14 protein-coding genes and 1 pseudogene are annotated in these 17299 nt (G+C 71.7%); 11 read left to right on the forward strand and 4 right to left on the reverse strand.

What is annotated here, in order from left to right; all coding sequences use genetic code 11:
- Positions 1-67 precede the first annotated feature (67 nt).
- Positions 68-1519 (forward strand): aldehyde dehydrogenase family protein, encoded by a 1452-nt coding sequence (locus ACPPVX_RS17555; protein ID WP_426571871.1) that lies wholly within the window; start codon positions 68-70, stop codon positions 1517-1519.
- Positions 1520-1669: 150 nt separating this feature from the next.
- Entirely contained in the window at positions 1670-2737 is a 1068-nt protein-coding gene (locus ACPPVX_RS17560) for a Zn-dependent alcohol dehydrogenase (protein WP_426571872.1), read from the forward strand.
- A 291-nt stretch (positions 2738-3028) separates the two neighbouring features.
- Here the strand turns inward: ACPPVX_RS17560 and ACPPVX_RS17565 are convergent.
- Positions 3029-4594 (reverse strand): annotated as a pseudogene (locus tag ACPPVX_RS17565) (ABC transporter ATP-binding protein); the annotation flags it as partial.
- A gap of 89 nt (positions 4595-4683) precedes the next feature.
- Here ACPPVX_RS17565 and ACPPVX_RS17570 point away from each other — a divergent pair.
- The 4 genes from ACPPVX_RS17570 to ACPPVX_RS17585 all read left to right on the forward strand — a co-directional run bounded on the left by ACPPVX_RS17570 (position 4684) and on the right by ACPPVX_RS17585 (position 9130).
- A complete protein-coding gene (locus ACPPVX_RS17570; RefSeq protein WP_426571873.1) occupies positions 4684-5517 on the forward strand; it encodes a hypothetical protein in 834 nt (277 codons plus the stop codon).
- Positions 5518-5617: 100 nt separating this feature from the next.
- Positions 5618-6529 (forward strand): SDR family NAD(P)-dependent oxidoreductase, encoded by a 912-nt coding sequence (locus ACPPVX_RS17575; RefSeq protein ID WP_426571874.1) that lies wholly within the window; start codon positions 5618-5620, stop codon positions 6527-6529.
- Between the two features lie 217 nt (positions 6530-6746).
- On the forward strand, positions 6747-8156 hold the full coding sequence (locus tag ACPPVX_RS17580) for a right-handed parallel beta-helix repeat-containing protein (protein WP_426571875.1): 1410 nt from the start codon (positions 6747-6749) through the stop codon (positions 8154-8156).
- A complete protein-coding gene (locus ACPPVX_RS17585) occupies positions 8153-9130 on the forward strand; it encodes a DUF1996 domain-containing protein (RefSeq protein WP_426571876.1) in 978 nt (325 codons plus the stop codon). The genes ACPPVX_RS17580 and ACPPVX_RS17585 overlap by 4 nt, the downstream gene beginning before the upstream one ends.
- A gap of 419 nt (positions 9131-9549) precedes the next feature.
- On the opposite strand, the gene ACPPVX_RS17590 is transcribed toward ACPPVX_RS17585, so the two are convergent.
- Entirely contained in the window at positions 9550-10005 is a 456-nt protein-coding gene (locus tag ACPPVX_RS17590) for a cupredoxin domain-containing protein (RefSeq protein WP_426571877.1), read from the reverse strand.
- A gap of 116 nt (positions 10006-10121) precedes the next feature.
- On the opposite strand from ACPPVX_RS17590, the gene ACPPVX_RS17595 reads away from it, so the two are divergent.
- The 5 genes from ACPPVX_RS17595 (at position 10122) to ACPPVX_RS17615 (ending at position 16329) form a co-directional block, all read left to right on the forward strand.
- Positions 10122-11279, forward strand: a complete 1158-nt coding sequence (locus ACPPVX_RS17595) for a GNAT family N-acetyltransferase (protein ID WP_426571878.1) — start codon at positions 10122-10124, stop codon at positions 11277-11279.
- Positions 11280-11309: 30 nt separating this feature from the next.
- Positions 11310-12533 carry an acyl-CoA dehydrogenase family protein gene (locus tag ACPPVX_RS17600; RefSeq protein WP_426571879.1) on the forward strand — a complete coding sequence of 408 codons (1224 nt, stop codon included), beginning with the start codon at positions 11310-11312 and terminating at the stop codon, positions 12531-12533.
- Positions 12534-12535: 2 nt separating this feature from the next.
- Positions 12536-13318 (forward strand): SDR family oxidoreductase, encoded by a 783-nt coding sequence (locus ACPPVX_RS17605; RefSeq protein WP_426571880.1) that lies wholly within the window; start codon positions 12536-12538, stop codon positions 13316-13318.
- A 14-nt stretch (positions 13319-13332) separates the two neighbouring features.
- Positions 13333-13809, forward strand: a complete 477-nt coding sequence (locus tag ACPPVX_RS17610; RefSeq protein WP_426571881.1) for a MaoC family dehydratase — start codon at positions 13333-13335, stop codon at positions 13807-13809.
- 129 nt (positions 13810-13938) lie between these two features.
- Entirely contained in the window at positions 13939-16329 is a 2391-nt protein-coding gene (locus ACPPVX_RS17615) for an SCO7613 C-terminal domain-containing membrane protein (RefSeq protein WP_426571882.1), read from the forward strand.
- Positions 16330-16553: 224 nt separating this feature from the next.
- Here the strand turns inward: ACPPVX_RS17615 and ACPPVX_RS17620 are convergent, their stop codons facing one another.
- Positions 16554-17000: a hypothetical protein gene (locus tag ACPPVX_RS17620; protein WP_426571883.1), complete on the reverse strand. Its 447-nt coding sequence runs from the start codon at positions 16998-17000 to the stop codon at positions 16554-16556.
- Positions 16997-17239 carry an AbrB/MazE/SpoVT family DNA-binding domain-containing protein gene (locus ACPPVX_RS17625; protein ID WP_426571884.1) on the reverse strand — a complete coding sequence of 81 codons (243 nt, stop codon included), beginning with the start codon at positions 17237-17239 and terminating at the stop codon, positions 16997-16999. The genes ACPPVX_RS17620 and ACPPVX_RS17625 overlap by 4 nt, the downstream gene beginning before the upstream one ends.
- Between the last annotated feature and the right edge of the window lie 60 nt (positions 17240-17299).

A 17299-nucleotide genomic window follows, 5' to 3' on the forward strand; every position in this document is an offset into this window, starting at 1 on the left:
GGGCGGCAACCGCCGCACGATCGGCCGAAGTGGGGAGCAGAACTAGAACCCGTTACAGTTTCGGACTGTGACTGACACCGGGTACGGGCTGATCATCGGGGGCGAGAAGGTCGAGGCCGCAAGCGGCTACGACATCATCAACCCCGCCACCGAGCAGGTCGTCGGGGTGGCCCCCGACGGCTCCGTCGAGCAGGCCGCCGCCGCCTGCGACGCCGCGAAGACCGCGTTCGACAGCTGGCAGCGCACCACGCAGGAGGAGCGCCGGGCCCTGCTCCACCGCTTCGCCGACGTGTGGGACGCCCACGCCGCCGAGATGGTCCCGCTGGTCCAGGCCGAGACGGGCGCCACGATGCGCGTGGCCAAGACCATGCAGGTGCCGCAGGTGTCGGCCCGGTTCCGCCGGTACGCCGAGCCCGAGAGCAACCTCGTCGCCCTGCCGCCCGCCGTCATGCCCGGCACCGCCCTGGCCCCCGGCGGGATCATCGGCGGCGTCGAGCACCGCGCCCCGGTCGGCGTCGTCGCCTGCCTCGCCGCCTACAACTTCCCGGTCACCAACATGGCCGGCAAGATCGCCCCCGCCCTGGCCATGGGCAACACCGTCGTCATCAAGCCCCCGGTGCAGGACCCGCTGGCGATCATCCGCATGGGCGAGATGTTCGAGGAGGCCGGGTTCCCCGCGGGCGTCGTCAACGTGGTGTCGGCCAACAGCGTCGAGGCCGCCGAGGCCATCACCACCCACCCCGACGTCGACATGATCTCGTTCACCGGCTCCACCGGCGTCGGCTGCCGCATCGCCGAGGTGGCGGGCGTTCAGATGAAGCGCACGCTGCTGGAGCTGGGCGGCAAGGGCGCGGCCATCGTGTTCGACGATGCCGACCTCAAGAACGTCATCTCCAACGTCAGCAGCACCTGGACCTTCCACTCCGGCCAGATCTGCACCTCGCCCACCCGGGTGATCGTGCAGCGGGGCGTCTACGACGAGCTGGTCGGAAAGCTCACCGGCATGGCCGGCCACCTGAAGGTCGGTGACCCGCTCGAGCGCGACACCGTGCTCGGCCCGGTCATCACCGGCACCCACCGCGACCGCGTCGAGGGCCTCATCCGCAGCGCCACCGACGAAGGCGCCACGCTCGCCACCGGCGGCAAGCGCCCCGAGCTCGACACCGGCTTCTACGTGGCGCCCACCCTGGTGGTCGACGCCACCAACGCCATGACCATCGCCCGCGAAGAGGTGTTCGGTCCGGTGATCACGGTGATCCCGTTCGACACCGAGGACGAGGCCATCGCCATCGCCAACGACAGCCCCTACGGGCTCTACAGCTACGTGTTCAGCGACGACAGCGGCAAGGCCATGGCCGTGGCCAAGCTCCTGCGCTCCGGCAACGTCGGCATCAACACCCTCCAGCGCAACCACGAAGCCGCGTTCGGCGGGTTCAAGTACTCCGGCATCGGCCGCGACGGCGGTTCCTGGGGCCTGCACGCGTACAGCGAGATGCAATCCATCATGTGGAAGGGATAGTTGGTCTCCTCACTCGTTCGCTGCTGTCCGCCTCTCCGGGCCTTCAAGCCGGGCTGCTGACTGGCTCCCGTCACCTCTCGGACCGAGCGGTTCGCTGCTCGGACCGCACCACGCACGATTCACCACTCACATCGCACAGGGGACACATCTATGAAGGCAATCGTTTGGACCGGTCAGCTCGAGGTTCGAGATGACGTGGAGGTCCGGGGCATCCGGGCTGATGAGGTGCTGGTCAAGATCCACGCGGCGGGCCTGTGCCACTCCGACGTGTCGGTGGTGAACGGGACCATCCCGTTCCCGCCCCCGGTCGTGCTCGGCCACGAGGGCGCCGGCGTCGTGGAGGAGATCGGCGCATCGGTCACCAAGGTCAAGGTGGGCGACCACGTCGTGCTGACCACGCTCGGCAACTGCGGGCGGTGCGACGCGTGCGACCGCGGCGCCCCCACCCACTGCCGCGACACGGCCGGGAAGCTCAAGGCGCCGTTCACCGTCGGCGGCGAGAAGGCGTTCCAGTTCGCCAACGCCGGCGTGTTCTCCGAGTACACGGTGGTCACCGAGACGCAGGCCATCGTCATCGACCGCGACGTGCCGCTCGCCAGCGCCAGCCTCATCGGCTGCGCCGTGCTCACCGGCACCGGCGCCGTGCTCAACCGGGCCAAGCCCCGGCCGGGCTCATCCGCGCTGGTGATCGGCCTCGGCGGCATCGGCCTCAACGTCCTCCAGGGCCTGGCCCTGAGCCAGTGCGGTCCGATCATCGCGGTCGACACCAACCCGGCCAAGGAGGCGGCGGCCAAGCTGTTCGGCGCCACCCACTTCATCTGTGCAGGCCCCGACGTCGACACCAACGCGGCGGTCAAGGAGATCTGCCCGCTGGGCGTCGACTACGCCTTCGAGTGCGTCGGCCATCCGGCGCTGATCCGCCAGTGCGTCGACCTCCTCGACTGGGGCGGCAGCTGCATCCTCCTCGGCGTCCCGAAGTTCGGCACCGAGGCCAGCTTCGTGGTGCAGTCGCTCTACAACGACAAGAGCATCCTGGGCTGCCGCTACGGCGCCGCCCGCCCGCACCACGACATCCCCCTGTTCGTCGACCTCTACAAGGCCGGGAAGCTGAAGCTCGACGAGCTGGTCAGCGCCACCTTCCAGCCCGAGCAGGTGCAGGAGGCGCTCGACGCCATGCACGACGGCTCCCTCAACCGGGCCGTGCTCAACTTCGTCTGACCGGCGCGTGGTGCTCGCGGGCTCGCCCGCGAGCACCGGCTCGGTGGGATCGCTGCCGGCCTCGCCGGTCTGGACCCGCCACAGCGCGGCGTACAGCCCGCCCCGTGCGACCAGTTCCTCGTGGGTGCCCGACTCGACCACGCGCCCGGCCTCCATCACGTGGATCCGGTGGGCGAACCGGACCGTCGACAGGCGGTGGGCGATCACGATGGTGGTGCGGTCCTTCGACACCTTCTCCATCGAGCGCTGGATGGCGGCCTCGGTCTCGTTGTCGACCGCTGAGGTGGCCTCGTCGAGGATCAGGATCGCTGGGTCCCGCAAGATGGCGCGCGCCAGCGTGAGCCGTTGGCGCTGGCCGCCCGACAGCTTGTGGCCGCGCTCGCCGACGAGCGTCTGGTACCCGTCGGGGAGGCTGTCGATGAACGTGGCCGACTCGGCCAGCTCGGCGGCCCGCCGGACCTCGTCGTCGGTGGCGTCGGGCCGCCCGTAGACGAGGTTGTCGCGGATCGTGCCGTGGAACAGGAACACGTCCTGGGCGACGAAGCCCGTGGCCTGCCGCAGCGAGCGGTAGGTGAGGTCCTCGGTGGGCACCTCATCGACCGAGATCGTGCCCGCCGTGGGCTCGTACAGCCGCAACAGGAGCTTGACCACGGTGGACTTGCCCGACCCGGTGGCCCCCACGATGGCGTGGGTCTCGCCCGCGGGGACGTCGATCGACAGGCCGCGCAGCACCTCGGTGCCGCCTGCCGAGTAGGCGAAGCGCACGTCGTCGAAGTGCACGTGGCCGCGGACGGGGAGCTCGAGCTCCAGGGCACCCGGGTGGATGGTGGGCTCGGTCTTGAGCAGGCCGAAGATGCGCCGGCACGAGGCCATCGCCCGCTGGTACAGGTCGAGCGTCTCGCCCAGGGCGGTGAGCGGCCAGAGCAGGCGCTGGGTCATGTAGACGAGCATCGAGAACGTGCCGATGGCCATGTCGCCGCGCAGCGCCATCCGCCCGCCGATCAGCAGGGTCATCGAGAAGCCGGCCAGGACGGCCATGCGGATGAGCGGGTTGAACGCCGTGGACGAGGTGATGGCCTCCCGGTTGGCCTGCTGGTAGGCGTCGCTCTCGTTGCCGACCAGCGTGGCTTCGCGCTCCTCGGCGCTGAACGCCTTGATGGTGGCCATGCCGCCGATGGCGTTGGTGAGCGTGTCGCTGATGGTGCCCGCCGCGGCGCGCACCTTGGCGTACTTGGGCTCGAGGCGGGTCTGGTAGCGCAGCGATCCCGCCACGATGATCGGGATCGGGAGGAAGGCGAAGACGGCCAGCAGCGGCGACACGATCACGAACACCAGCCCCACGAGCACGACGTTGGCGGCGGTGATGATGAGCTTGTGCGGCCCGAGGTCGAGGAAGCGCTCGAGCTGGTTGACGTCGTCGTTGAGCACCGCCATCAGGCCGCCCGACGTGCGGTCCTCGAAGTACGACATCTCGAGGTCCTGCACGTGGCGGTACGTGTCCATCCGGGCTTCGTGCTCGATGGTCTGGGCCAGGTTCCGCCAGGTCACCACGGCCACGTACTCCGTGATGCTCTCGAGGATCCAGATCACGATGGTCAGCACCACGATGATCGTGAGCTGGGTGAACTTGTCCTCGACCCCGAGGAGGCCGGCCACGAACGAGTCCGATCCCTTGGCCACCACGTCGACGGCGGCGCCGATGAGCAGCTCCGGAGCGATGTCGCAGATCTTGTTCAGCACGGAGAACACCGACGCGAAGATCACGCGGGCCCGGTGCGGGCGGGCGAACGCCCACAGGTCGTCGAGGGGTGGGGTCTCCGACAGCGGGACCGCCGCGAACGGCGCAGGTTCAGCCATCTCCCGACGATACGAGCGGCCCCTCGACGTCGGGCCATCCGTTCCGGGGATCGCTCACGGGCTGCCCGGTGGCGGCCGATGATGGAGGCATGGAACGAACGAGGCGGGGCGGGGCCGCGGGTCTGCTGCTGGTGGGCGTGCTGGTCCTCGGGGCCTGCGGGACGTCGGGTGGCAGCGAGGGGGCCACGATCGCGGCCGGCGACGGCTCGCCGTCGACCACCTCATCGACCGCCTCATCGACCGGGTCGTCGACCACGTCGTCGGTGACGCCCGGGACGGACGGCGAGCCGGGTGCCGTGGACAAGTGCGCGGCGATCGGCACGGTCCTGCTCATCCCGGCCCGCCTCGAGTCCGAGTCCGACTCCCTTCCGTCGGTGAAGGAGCAGGTCGCGGCCCTGCACACGATTGCGGCGATGGTGCCCGATTCCGAGCGGGAGGCGTGGACGAAGGTCGTCGACATCGCCGACCGCAACGGCAGCGACCCGACCTCGGTGACCGAGGCGGAGGCGAAGGCCGCGGTGGCCACCCTCGATGGATCGGTCGCCTGGGCGCTGGCGACGTGCCCCGACCTGCCACCGTCGTGGAGGTGCCAGGTGCACGGCAGCTTCCACGTGGTCGGCCAGGGGATCGACCCCGACGGTTCCACCGACGATCCGGCGGGTCACGCGTCGCCCGAGGCCGCGCTCGCCCAGCTCGCGTCCGACGATGGGGATCTCGCCGCCGATGCGGCCATCGAGCTCGATCGGTCTGATGGTGCCGTGCTGTACGGCTGGGTCGACGATGACGGCCTGGTGACCCGCGCCGTCGAGGTGGATCGGACCGATGGGGCGTGGGCGATCGGCACCGACTCGTCCTGTGACTCCACGTCGTTCGGTGGCGGCGCCCCGATCGGGGGCGGCACCACCACCACGCCCGGCGGCTGACCGGTTTCGATGTGGGCCGCAGAAACGTGTGCTCCTAAGATCTGACGCCTAGTCAGAAACGGTCCGGACCGGGCCAGGACACGCGGAGGCGCGAAGACCGATGGGCATGCTCGACGGCAAGGTTGCGATCGTCACGGGAGCGGGGCACGGCATCGGCCGCGGCCACGCGCTGGAGCTGGCCAAGCACGGCGCCAAGGTCGTGGTCAACGACCTCGGCGTGTCCGTGAAGGGCGAGGGCCAGGGCAAGGACGCCGACCTCACCGTCGACATCATCAAGGAGCGCGGCGGCGAGGCCGTCTCCAACTACGAGAACGTCGCCGACTACGAGGGCGCCGGCCGCATGATCGCCCAGGCCGTCGACGCCTTCGGCCAGCTCGACATCCTGGTGAACAACGCCGGCATCGTGCGCGACAGCGCCATCTGGAACATGTCCGAGGGCGACTTCGACGCCGTCATCGCCGTCCACGTCAAGGGCACCTGGGCCCCGGCCCACTGGGCCGCCCGCCACTGGCGCGACCGCAACAAGGCCGGCGAGGCCTTCACCGGCCGGATCATCAACACCACCTCCGGCGCCGGCCTGGTCGGCAACTTCGGCCAGACCAACTACGCCACGGCCAAGGCCGGCATCGCCGGCATGACCCAGACCCTCAGCCTCGAGCTGGCCAAGCTCGGCGTCACCGTCAACTGCGTCGGCCCCGCTGCTGCCACCCGCATCACCGGCACCATGCCCGGCGCCCCCGAGGTGATCGAGGCCGACGACGTGCCCGACGGCGAGTGGAACCGCATGGACCCCTCGGTGAGCTCGCCGCTCGTGGCCTGGCTCGCCAGCGACGAGTCGCAGCACGTGACCGGCCAGATCATCCGGGCCGTGGCCGAGAACATCATCTTGATGAAGGGCTGGGCCGACGGCCCGACCATCAACAACAAGGGCAAGCGCTGGGACGCCGAGAAGCTCGGCTCGCAGCTGGCCACCGACGTGTTCTTCACGCGGGCGCCCGGCCTGCGCTACTAGTCACCCGTCCGGGGGAGCGCCCGTCCCCCGGCCCCACATCTCCGCGACCGGCCCCACCCCGGCACGATGCCCGACTTCGTGCCAGGCTCGGGGCCGTGTCCGCGCGCCTCAGGGGGGTGCACCGGGACCGCTGTTTTGGGTTCCCCGGACATGCGTGTGCAAGAATCAAAGAACAGTCTTTGGCGACGTCCGTCGTCCGACGAAGGGGAACCATCCAATGACCAACCGGACCTGGCGCCTGCTCGGCACCGCGGCGGCCTTCTTGGCCCTCACCACCGCGGCCGTCGGCTGTGGGAGCGACGGGGGCAGCAGCAGCTCCTCCACCACGAAGCCCAGCGGGACCGACGCGGGGAAGACGATCAACGTCCCCGCCGACTACCCCACCATCCAGAAGGCGGTCGACGCCGCCAAGAAGGGCGATCTCGTCCTCGTGGCCGAAGGCACCTACAACGAGGCCGTCGACGTCACCACCCCCAACATCACCATCCGCGGCCTCGACCGCAACAAGACCATCCTCGATGGCCAGTTCAAGCTCGAGAACGGCATCCGCATCCTCGACACCGACGGCGTGGTCGTCGAGAACATGACCGCCCGCAACTACGTGTCGAACGGCTTCTTCTGGACCGGCTCCGACTACTACCGCGGCTCGTACCTCACCGCCTACCGCAACGGCGACTACGGCGTGTACAGCTTCCAGGCCCACCACGGTCAGTTCGACCACTCCTACGGCTCGGGCAGCCCCGACGCCGGCTTCTACATCGGTGGTTGCTACAAGTGCGACGCCGTGATCGACACGGTGGTCTCCGAGTACAACGGCCTCGGCTACTCCGGCACCAACTCCGGTGGCGACCTCTACATCATCAACTCCGAGTTCGCCCACAACCGCGCCGGCATGGTGCCGAACTCCGGTTCGTACGAGCCCTGCTACCCGGGCCGCGCCAACACGATCGTCGGCAACACCGTCCACGACAACAACTACCTCGACGGCCCCGGCATCGACGCCTCCCTGCTCGCCCAGGGCAACGGCATCCTCCTCGCCGGCTCGATCAACAACGACGTCGAGCGCAACCTCGTCTACAACCACGACCGCACCGGCATCGCCGCCGTGCCGTTCCCCGAAGACGACGCCAGCGACACCCCGCCGCCGGCCAGCGAGCTCGACAAGACGTGCGACCCGCAGGACACCTCCGGCGTGCCCGCCAAGTCGCCCGGCTTCGTCCTGTGGCCCGCCACCGGCAACAAGATCATCGGCAACGTGATCTCCGGCTCCGGCCTGGCCGACATCGCCGAGGGCACCATCCCCGCCGATGCCGCCACCATCAAGGCGCTGAACAACTGCTTCTCGGACAACGAGGTCAAGAGCACCTCGCCCACCAACCTCCAGGAGCTCGCCCCCTGCGAGGGTGAGGGCAGCGGTGGCGACTTCGCCGCCGGGGCGCTCGACATCACCGTCCTGGTGGCCGAGCAGCCCGCCAAGCCCGACAACACCAAGCTGTACCGCACCCAGCCCACGCCGCCCGCCCAGGAGAACATGCCGGACGCCGCCAAGGCCCCGGCTCCGCTCTTCAAGGGCCCTGCGACCCCCGACGTGGCCTCCATCAAGGTGCCGCAGAAGCCGAGCAATTGAGCCTGAAGAAGCGCTCCGCTCTCCTGGGCATCGCCGGGATCGCCATCATCATGGTGGCGATCTCGGTGGTGGCCACGAGCGGCTCGGACCGAGGCACCTCCGCGGCCAGCTCCGACAAGCTCCCCACCAGCGAGCAGCCCAAGAAGGCCGCCGGCACCGGCGTGCCCGGCGCCGTGCCCTCCCGCTACCACGGGCCCCAGGGCAACGTCGGCCAGTTCGTGGCGCACTGCAAGTACAGCCACTCCGGCACCAACGATCCGATCGTGCACCCCGACATGGCGGGCATGTCCCACCTGCACGACTTCTACGGATCGGTCGACACCAACGCCCAGTCCACGCCCGAGAGCCTGCACAACAGCCCGACGACGTGCGACAAGGAGTTCGACAGCGCCGGCTACTGGCACCCTGCCCTGTACGACCACGGCAAGAAGGTCACGCCCTACGACCTGAGCGCCTACTACCGGGCCGCGCCCGGGGTCGACGCCAAGGCCGTCGTGCCGTTCCCGTTCGGGATCAAGCTGCTCGCCGGTGACCAGACGGCCACCAAGCCGCAGCCGGGCGAAGCCGCCGGTTGGGCCTGCGGCGTGCGCACCGACATCTACGACGTGCCGCCGACCTGCCCGACGGGTGCGCCGCTGCACCTGGTGCTCACCTTCCCCGACTGCTGGGACGGCAAGTACCTCGACAGCGTCGACCACGTCTCCCACGCCACCTACTCGGCGCACGGCGACTGCCCGAAGGGCTTCCCGGTCCACATCCCGCAGCTGACGCTGGCGATCCGGTTCCCCATCGTGGGCACCGGTCACGACCTGAAGCTCGCCTCGGGCAGCGTCTACTCCGCCCACGGCGACTTCATGGACGGCTGGGACCCGGCCGGCCTCAAGCGCGAGGTCGTCGGCTGCATCAACCGCGGCGCGGTGTGCGACCTGGCCACCAACCGCCAAGAAGAAGGCCTGTTCAGCTACACCACCTGAACCGGCCGGTGGCACCGACGCCACCGACGCACCGGCACCGCCCGGTGCATCACAAGCTCCCCCCGCTGCGAGCCCCGGCCTCAGGCCGGGGCTCGTTGCTCGTCCGGCGCCGGGCCGGGCGATCCGGGGGAGGGGCCGGGCGGTCCGCCCTGGTCCTGGCGCCGGCTCTGCTCGTGGCGCGGGCCGGGATCCTGGCGATGGCGCTGGCTGGGCGCGGGACGCGGACGGACCGCCGGCGCGGCCTTGCCGCCGGTTCGGGATCGCGGCTCCGACTCGACGAACGGACCGGCCACGAGGCCTTGCCGCGTCGGATCGGGATCGGGGCCCGGACGCGACGAACGGACCTCGGGGGAGGTCCGTTCGTCGGAGAACCTTGGGCGGCGGGGGCCCGCGGCCGGTGGTGGCCGGGGGCGGGCCGGCTACTGCAGGACGCGGACGGAGCCGATCATGCCCTTGGTGGGCGTGCCGTGCAGCGTGCAGTAGTAGGCGTAGTCGCCGGGCTGGGTGAACACGACCTTGCCGGATTCGCCGGGATCGAAGCTCGCGGGCGGGATCTCCTTGAAGGCGCCTGGCGTGGCCGGGGCGACGTCGTGGATGTTGCGGCCCTTGTTGTCGAAGGTGACCGTGGTGCCGGCCTTGATCTCGATGTTCGGGGCCACGAACTGGTTGTCCCGGGCCTGCACGGTGACGTTCGAGTCGGCGGTCAGGTCGGTGAACTCCACCGCCGAGAGGTCGGGGCCGGCCGGAGCGGCACCGGATGCCGCTGCGGTGGTGGCGACGGCGGCTTCGGTCATGGGGACGGCGGGCTCGCCGTTCCCGCAGCCGGCGGTGACCGCGGCGGCGGCCGCGACGATGAGGAGGGCACGGGTGCGCATGGCCCGATGCTACTGGGAGCGGGGTGTCCGAATACAGCCGAAGAGCAATCTTTGTTTCCCAGGTCAAGTGGAACGCTCGCCGTGCGCGCGGCCCCATCGGCCAGAATCGTCGGGCCATGGTCGATCAGGAGCTCCGCGCCACGTCATCTGCTGCCGCGGCGGCCGACACCATCCCGGCCTCGGAGCGCGCGTTCTACGTCACCGAGTTCAGCGGCGCCACCATCGTGGCGTCGATGGCGGCGCCGTCCCCGGAGACGGTCGCCTCGGTGGAGCGGGCGGCCCGATCGCTGGCCGCCGGGGCGGCCCGACTGGTCCTCGTGGTCGGGCGCGACCAGCCCGATCCAGCCTTGGCCGCCGCGTTCCCGGCGCCACCGGTGGTCCTGGCCGCGCCGGCCGGCCGGCTCGCCCCGGCCTGGCTGGCCGAGCTGTGGCTGGCCATCACCGACCGCCAAGAGGTGCTGGTCACCACGGTGCCAGGCCAAGAGGCCGGCGTCGGGGCCCGTCTCGCCGTGGCCCTGCAGGCGCTCAAGCTGGTCCTCACCGACGCCCAGGGCGGGTGGGGCCGGCCGCCGCGGAGCTTCGCCGACATCGCCACCCACGCCGACGCGTTCGAGCACCAGCTCGCCGATCGCCAGGGCGGTGCGGTGGTGGCCGCGCTCGACGAAGCCCTCGCCGGGGGCGTCACCAACGTCAACCTGTGCCGGCCCGAAGACATCGACCGCGAGCTGTTCACGTTCGACGGCGCCGGCACGCTGTTCACCAGCGGTGCCTACCTGGCCCTCGGGTCGCTGCGCGTCGACGACCTCCCGGCGGTGGAGCGCCTGGTGGCCCAGGGCACCGCCGACGGCCTGCTCCGGCCGCGCACCCGGTTGGAGGTGGCTCAGCTGGGGGTGAGCGGCATCGGCGCCCGCGTGGTGGGGAGCGGCCACCTCGCGGGGATCGTCGGCCTCGAGACCGAGGCCTACCGGGCCGAGGGCGTGGGCGAGGTGTCGGGTCTCTACACGGTGAGCCGCTTCTCCGGCTCGGGGGCGGGCGGCCTGCTGATCGACGCCCTGATGGACCGGGCGAGCGAGCTCGGGCTGGCGTCGGTCTTCGCCATCACGGTGTCCGATCTGGCCGCATCGTTCTTCGTGCGGAAGGGGTTCGCCGAGGTGGCCCACGACGCCATCCCGTCGGTCAAGTGGGCCGGTTACGACGCCGAGCGCCTGGCGCGCGCCCGGGCGTTCGTCCGCGACGCCGCGCCCGCGGGCGACCAGGGCTCGTTCGGTTTCTGACGCACCGTCAGATCACGGTACGGTTCGCCCATGGATCTGCGCTTCTCGGACGAGGACGAGGCCTTCCGCATCGAGGCGCGGAGCTGGCTGACCGAGGCCCTCGATGGCGACTTCGCCAACGTCAAGGGCCGCGGCGGTCCCGGCGACGAGCACGTGCTGTTCGACGAGCGGCTCGTGTGGGAGCAGCACCTGGGCGCCAGCGGGTGGAACTGCGTCGGGTGGCCCAAGGAGCACGGCGGGCGCGGCCTCAGCCTGCACCAGCAGGTGATCTGGTTCGAGGAGTACGCCCGCGCCGGCGGCCCCGGCCGCCTCGGCCACATCGGTGAGGGCCTCGCCGGTCCCACGATCATGGCCTTCGGCGACAGCTACCAGCAGCAGCGGTTCCTGCCGCCCATCGTGGCCGGCACCGAGCTGTGGGCCCAGGGCTACAGCGAGCCCGATGCCGGCTCCGACCTGGCCAACGTGCAGACCCGCGCCGAGCCCGACGGCGACGACTGGCGCATCACCGGCCAGAAGGTCTGGACCTCCCTGGCCCACTGGTCCGACTGGGTCTTCGTGCTGGCCCGCACCGACCGCGACGCCCAGCCCAAGCACCGCGGCATCACCTACTTCCTCATGCCCCTGCGCCAAGAGGGCATCGAGATCCGGCCCATCCGCCAGGTCACCGGCACCAGCGAGTTCAACGAGGTCTTCTTCGACAACGCGCTGGCCAAGGGCGTCGACGTCGTCGGCGGCGTCAACAACGGCTGGAAGACGGCGATGGGCACGCTGGCGTTCGAGCGCGGCGCGTCCACGCTCGGCCAGCAGATGGCGTTCCGCAACGAGCTCGACGACCTGATCGCCGCCGCCCGCCGCAACGGCAAGATCGACGACCCCATCGTCCGCCAGCGCATCGCCGCCGCCCACAGCGGCCTCGACATCATGCGCTGGAACACCCTGCGCGTCCTCTCCGGTCCCGACGACGCCGCCCGCGTCCCTCCCGCCACCATGATCACCAAGCTCTACTGGGCCAACTGGCACCGCGACCTGGGGGAGCTGGCCATGGACGTGCTCGGCGCCGAGGCCCTGCTCGGCGAGCAGGCGGTCGCTCCGGGCGACGGCTACGAGCTCACCGCGGCCCAGCGCCTGTTCCTGTTCACCCGCAGCGACACCATCTACGCCGGCTCCAACGAGATCCAGCGCAACATCATCGGCGAGCGGGCCCTCGGCCTTCCGCCGGAACCGAAGGTCGCGCCGCCGACCGCCAAGGAGTGACGATGCCCGTACCTGCACCCGAGTACGTGGGCGGCCACGGCCTGCTCGCCGGCAAGACCGTGGTGGTCACGGCCGCGGCCGGCACGGGGATCGGCTCGGCCGTCGCCCGCAAGGCCATCGAGGAGGGCGCCACCGTCCTCATCTCCGACTTCCACGAGCGGCGCCTCGGCGAGACCGCCGACCGGCTCGGCGAGGAGACCGGCACCCGTCCCGACACCCAGGTCTGCAACGTCACCGACGAGGCCCAGGTCCAGGGCCTCGTCGACGCAGCGGTGGAGCGCCTCGGCCGCATCGACGTGATGATCAACAACGCCGGCCTCGGCGGCTCGGCGGCGGTGGTCGACATGACCGACGAGCAGTGGAGCAGCGTCCTCGACGTCACCCTCACCAGCACGTTCCGCTGCACCCGCGCCGTGCTCAAGCAGATGTACCAGCAGGGGAGCGGCGTCATCGTCAACAACGCCTCGGTCCTCGGCTGGCGGGCCCAGGAGGAGCAGGCGCACTACGCGGCGGCCAAGGCCGGCGTCATGGCGTTCACCCGCTGCGCCGCCATCGAGGCCGCGCCCCACGGGATCCGGATCAACGCCGTCGCCCCGAGCCTGGCGATGCACCCGTTCCTGGCCAAGGTGACCACCGACGAGCTGCTCGCCGAGCTGACCGAGCGCGAGGCGTTCGGCCGCTACGCCGAGCCGTGGGAGATCGCCAACGTGATGGTCTTCCTTGCCAGCGACTACTCCAGCTACCTGACCGGCGAGATCATCTCCGCCAGCTCCCAGCGAGCCTGAGCCCGAGGACACCCATGGCTGCCACCACCTTCGAAGGCATCGACGCGGTCCGCGCCGCGGTCGGGACCCACCTCGGCTTCAGCGACTGGACCACGGTCACCCAGGAGCAGGTGAACACCTTCGCCGACGCCACCGGCGACCACCAGTGGATCCACGTCGACGTCGAGCGGGCCAACGCCGAGTCGCCCTTCGGTGGGCCCATCGCCCACGGCTACCTCACGGTGTCGCTGACCAACCTCTTCCTCCCCCAGGTGGTCGAGGTGCGCGGGGTCTCGATGGGCGTCAACCGCGGCACGGGCAAGATCCGCTTCCCCGCCCCGGTCCCGGTCGGCTCCCGCCTGCGCGGGGGCGTCGAGCTGGTCGCGGCCGTCGACGTCGAGCGCGACGGTGTGGTGACGGGCATCGACACCACGATGGTGATCACGGTCGAGCGCGAGGGTGCCGACAAGCCCGTGTGCGTGGTCGAGAGCCTCAGCCGCTACCTGGCCTGAGGGGCGGGGCGCCGAATCGCCCACGGCGGGGTGACCTGACGCCGGATCGCCGGATTGGGGGGTTCCCCCAGGCGGATCTGGGGGCCAGCGCCCACCGCTGAACCGGACATCGGCGCGGACGATGGCGGCATGACCACTCCCGCCGCTCCTCCCGTCTGGCCGTCGGCCCCGGCCCCGCCGCCCCAACCCGGCTGGAGGCCGCCACCGCCCCAGCCGCCCGCCGGGTGGGACTCGGATCCATCGGGCCCCGAGCGGTCCCGACCGCCCGTCGGCCTGCAGAACCTGCTGCTCGGCCTGGGCACGTCGCTGGTGGCGGTCGCCGTCACCGTGTTCACGGCGGTCAACTGGCGCCAGCTCGATGCCAGCGTCCAGGGGCTGATCCTGGTGGGGCTCACCGTGCTGGCGGGCGCCGCCGCCGCGCTGGCTTCGCACCGGGCGATGCCGTCCACCGGCGAGGCCCTCGGCGTGGTGGCCGTGCTCCTGGCGATCGCCGACGTGCACGCGCTCCGCGTGGGCCTGGCCCCTGGCGCCGACGCCGGGCTGTTCTGGGCCGGCGGGTTGGCGGTGGTGGCCGCCCTGGCCTGGGTGCTCGGCCGATCGGCCGGGATCGCGTCGCCCCAGATCGTGGCCGCCGCGCTCGCGCAGGTGCCGCTGCTCGCGGTGCTCGGCTCGATCGAGCCGGCGCCGGCGGCTTGGCTGCTCGCCCTGGTGGCGCAGGCGCTGGTGGTCACCTTCGCCGCCGACCGGGTGGTCCCCGGACCGCCCTGGGTGGGTCGGATCGCCTGGGGCTGGGCCCTCGGTGCGGTGGCGCTCGCCACCGTGGCGGTGGCCCTCGATGCCGCGGTCGCCCTGGCGTTCGGTGACGAGGGCGCGGCGGCCACGAGCGCGTGGGCAGCGGCCGGCCTGCTGGCGGTCGCCGCGCTGGCGCTGTGGGTCACCTGGCTCCGAGTCGAGTCCGTCGTGGTGCGCACCTTCGGCTCCCTGGCCGCCGCGGCGATGGTCCTCGGGTCCGTCTGGTTCGCCGCCATGGCCGCCACCGACGGGTGGACGGCGCTGGCGCTGGTCGCCGTGGCGGGGGCCGTGCTCCTGTTCGTCACCCTGCGCCTGCCCCGAGTGTGGGGCGAGCCGGCGTCGATCCTCACGGGGGCGACCGCGGCCGTCGCCTCGCTGCCCCTGGTCGGCGCGGTCGCGTCGATGCTCGTGGCGGCGTCTCGGGTCTCGCCGAGCGCCTGGCACGTCGCCGCCACCCAGGCCGCGGCCGGCCTGCAGGTGCCCAGCACCGATGTCCCCGGGCCGGCGGCGCTCGGCCTGCACCTGCTCGCGCTGGCGATCGGGGTGCTGGCGTTCGCCCGCCGCGGCACCAAGGCGGTGGCCGCCGGCGGCCTCGCCGTCGTCGGCCTGACCGCCCTCGTCCTCAGCCCCCTGCTGGCCTCGCTGACCATCGCCGCCACGGTGGGGCTCGCCCTCGGGGCCGTGATCGCCGCGACCGTGGCCGCCGTGGTCATCGGCGGCCGCGGTCCGGCATGGTTCGCCGCCATCGCCACGGCGCTCGCGGCCTACGCCTGGGCCACCCCGTGGTCGCTGGCGACGCCCACCCTGACGTTCGCCACCCTGGGGACCGGCCTGCTGGCCGCCGTGGCGATCGGGGCGGTCGCTCGCCGCGACGAGGCCGTCGAGGCGGCCGCGTCGGCCTCGATCTGGGTGGCGGCGGCCGTGCCGCTGCTCGCCGGCCTGGTCGCCGTGGACGCCGGCCTCGCCGCCCACGACTGCTGGGCCGTCGTGGCGGTGGCAGCCGCGGTGCTGAGCATCGTGGGGGCGTTGCTGCTCGATCCCGAGGGCGACGCCGGTCCCGTCAGCCAGGCCATGTCCACCTCGATCGAGCTGACCTCGCTGCTGGCCTACCTGGCCGCGTTCGCGGCCGTCGTCGAGCTCGATTCGATGCCGTCGCTGAGCCTCGTGCTGGCCACCGGCGTGCTGGGCTTCGGCCTCCACGCCGCTCGTCCCCACCGTCGGCTCGCCGGGCTGGCGGCGGGAGTGGAGGCGCTGGCCTTCGTGTGGATCCAGCTGGGCTCGGCCCACGTGACCACCGTCGAGGCGTACTCGTTGCCACTGGCCCTCCTGCTCCTCGCCGCCGGGCTGGTGGGGGAGCGCCTGGCCCGGGCCAACCGCCACGAGGTGGGGTCGTGGGTCACCTACGGCCCGGCGCTGGTGGTGGCGCTCGCCCCCACCGTCTGGCTGTCCTTCACCCAGCCGGGCGCGGTGCGGCCCCTGGTGGCCCTGGTCGCCGGGGCCGTGGTGCTGGTGGGCGGGGTGGCCTCGGGGCGTCGGGCCCTGGTCGACGTGGGGGCGGCCACCGTGATCCTGCTCGGGCTGCACCAGATCGCACCCGTGGTCGGGTCGATGCCGAACTGGGCGACGATCGGCGCCACGGGCGTGCTGCTCCTGGCGGTCGGCGCCACCTTCGAGCAGCGCCGACGTGACCTCAAGGCGGTGCTGCGCCGCTACACCGCCCTCCGGTAGGGCGAGCGCTCCCAGGCGGCGGCCAGCAGGTGCGGCGATCGGGCCCTCGGGCGCGGTCGCCGCATCGGCGCGACAGTGGACCCATGAGCGACGTGCACCAGTGCCCCTTCTGCGAGCTCCGCTTCGTCAACCTGGCGGAGCTCCAGTTCCACATCCAGCTCGACCACCCCGACCGAGAGGTCCCCGAGCGCGAGTACTGACCCGCATCGGTCGCGGAGCCCGCCTCACCGATCGATCACGCGGAGCCCGATGTCGGCGGCCTCGGCCGCGGCGGACAGCGGCGGGTTGTCGTCGGCACGAGCGAGGCAGATCTCGGCGCCGAGGTGCCGGGCCGCGGCCAGCGCCTCGAGCGACAGCAGGTTGAGGTGCGCTCCCGCGGCGACGAGCCCGGCCATGGGCCAGGCCAGCTCGCGGAGCGACACGAGGCCGATGGTGGCGGGCAGCGATGCGACGGCCGCGACCACCTCAGCCGCGAGGGCGGGAGGTGCGCTGCCGAGCCGGCGCGACATCGACCCCGTGACGGCCTGGTCGCTCAGGGCCCGCCCGAGGCGGTGGTACCAGAGGCCGGTGGTGAAGAGCTGGGCCCCACCCTCCCGGAGCGATGCGGGCTCGTCCGCGAGCAGCACCCGGAGCAGGAGGTGGTCGTCGATGAGCAGGGGACGGTCGGTCACGCGAGGTCGGGATCGGCCTCACGGGCCCGCTCGACGAGGGCGTCGTAGCCGCCGGCCTCGTCGATGGCCTGGCCCAGCATCGCGGTGAGGCCGCCGCGCCCGGCCGGCACGATGACGAGCGCTTCGCCCAGGTCGACCACCTCGACGGTGCCGCCCTCGGTCATCTCCCAGCGGCGGCGCGTGACGGCGGGGAGGGCCATCTGCCCGCGGTCGGACACCTTGAACGCAGCAACAGCCATGTGCTCAGGTTACAAGGCAGTTGTGTGATCTGACAAGGCTGCCTTGGCCGCTCAGGTCGG

This window comes from Aquihabitans sp. McL0605, from assembly GCF_049993875.1.
Classification (GTDB): domain Bacteria; phylum Actinomycetota; class Acidimicrobiia; order Acidimicrobiales; family Iamiaceae; genus Aquihabitans.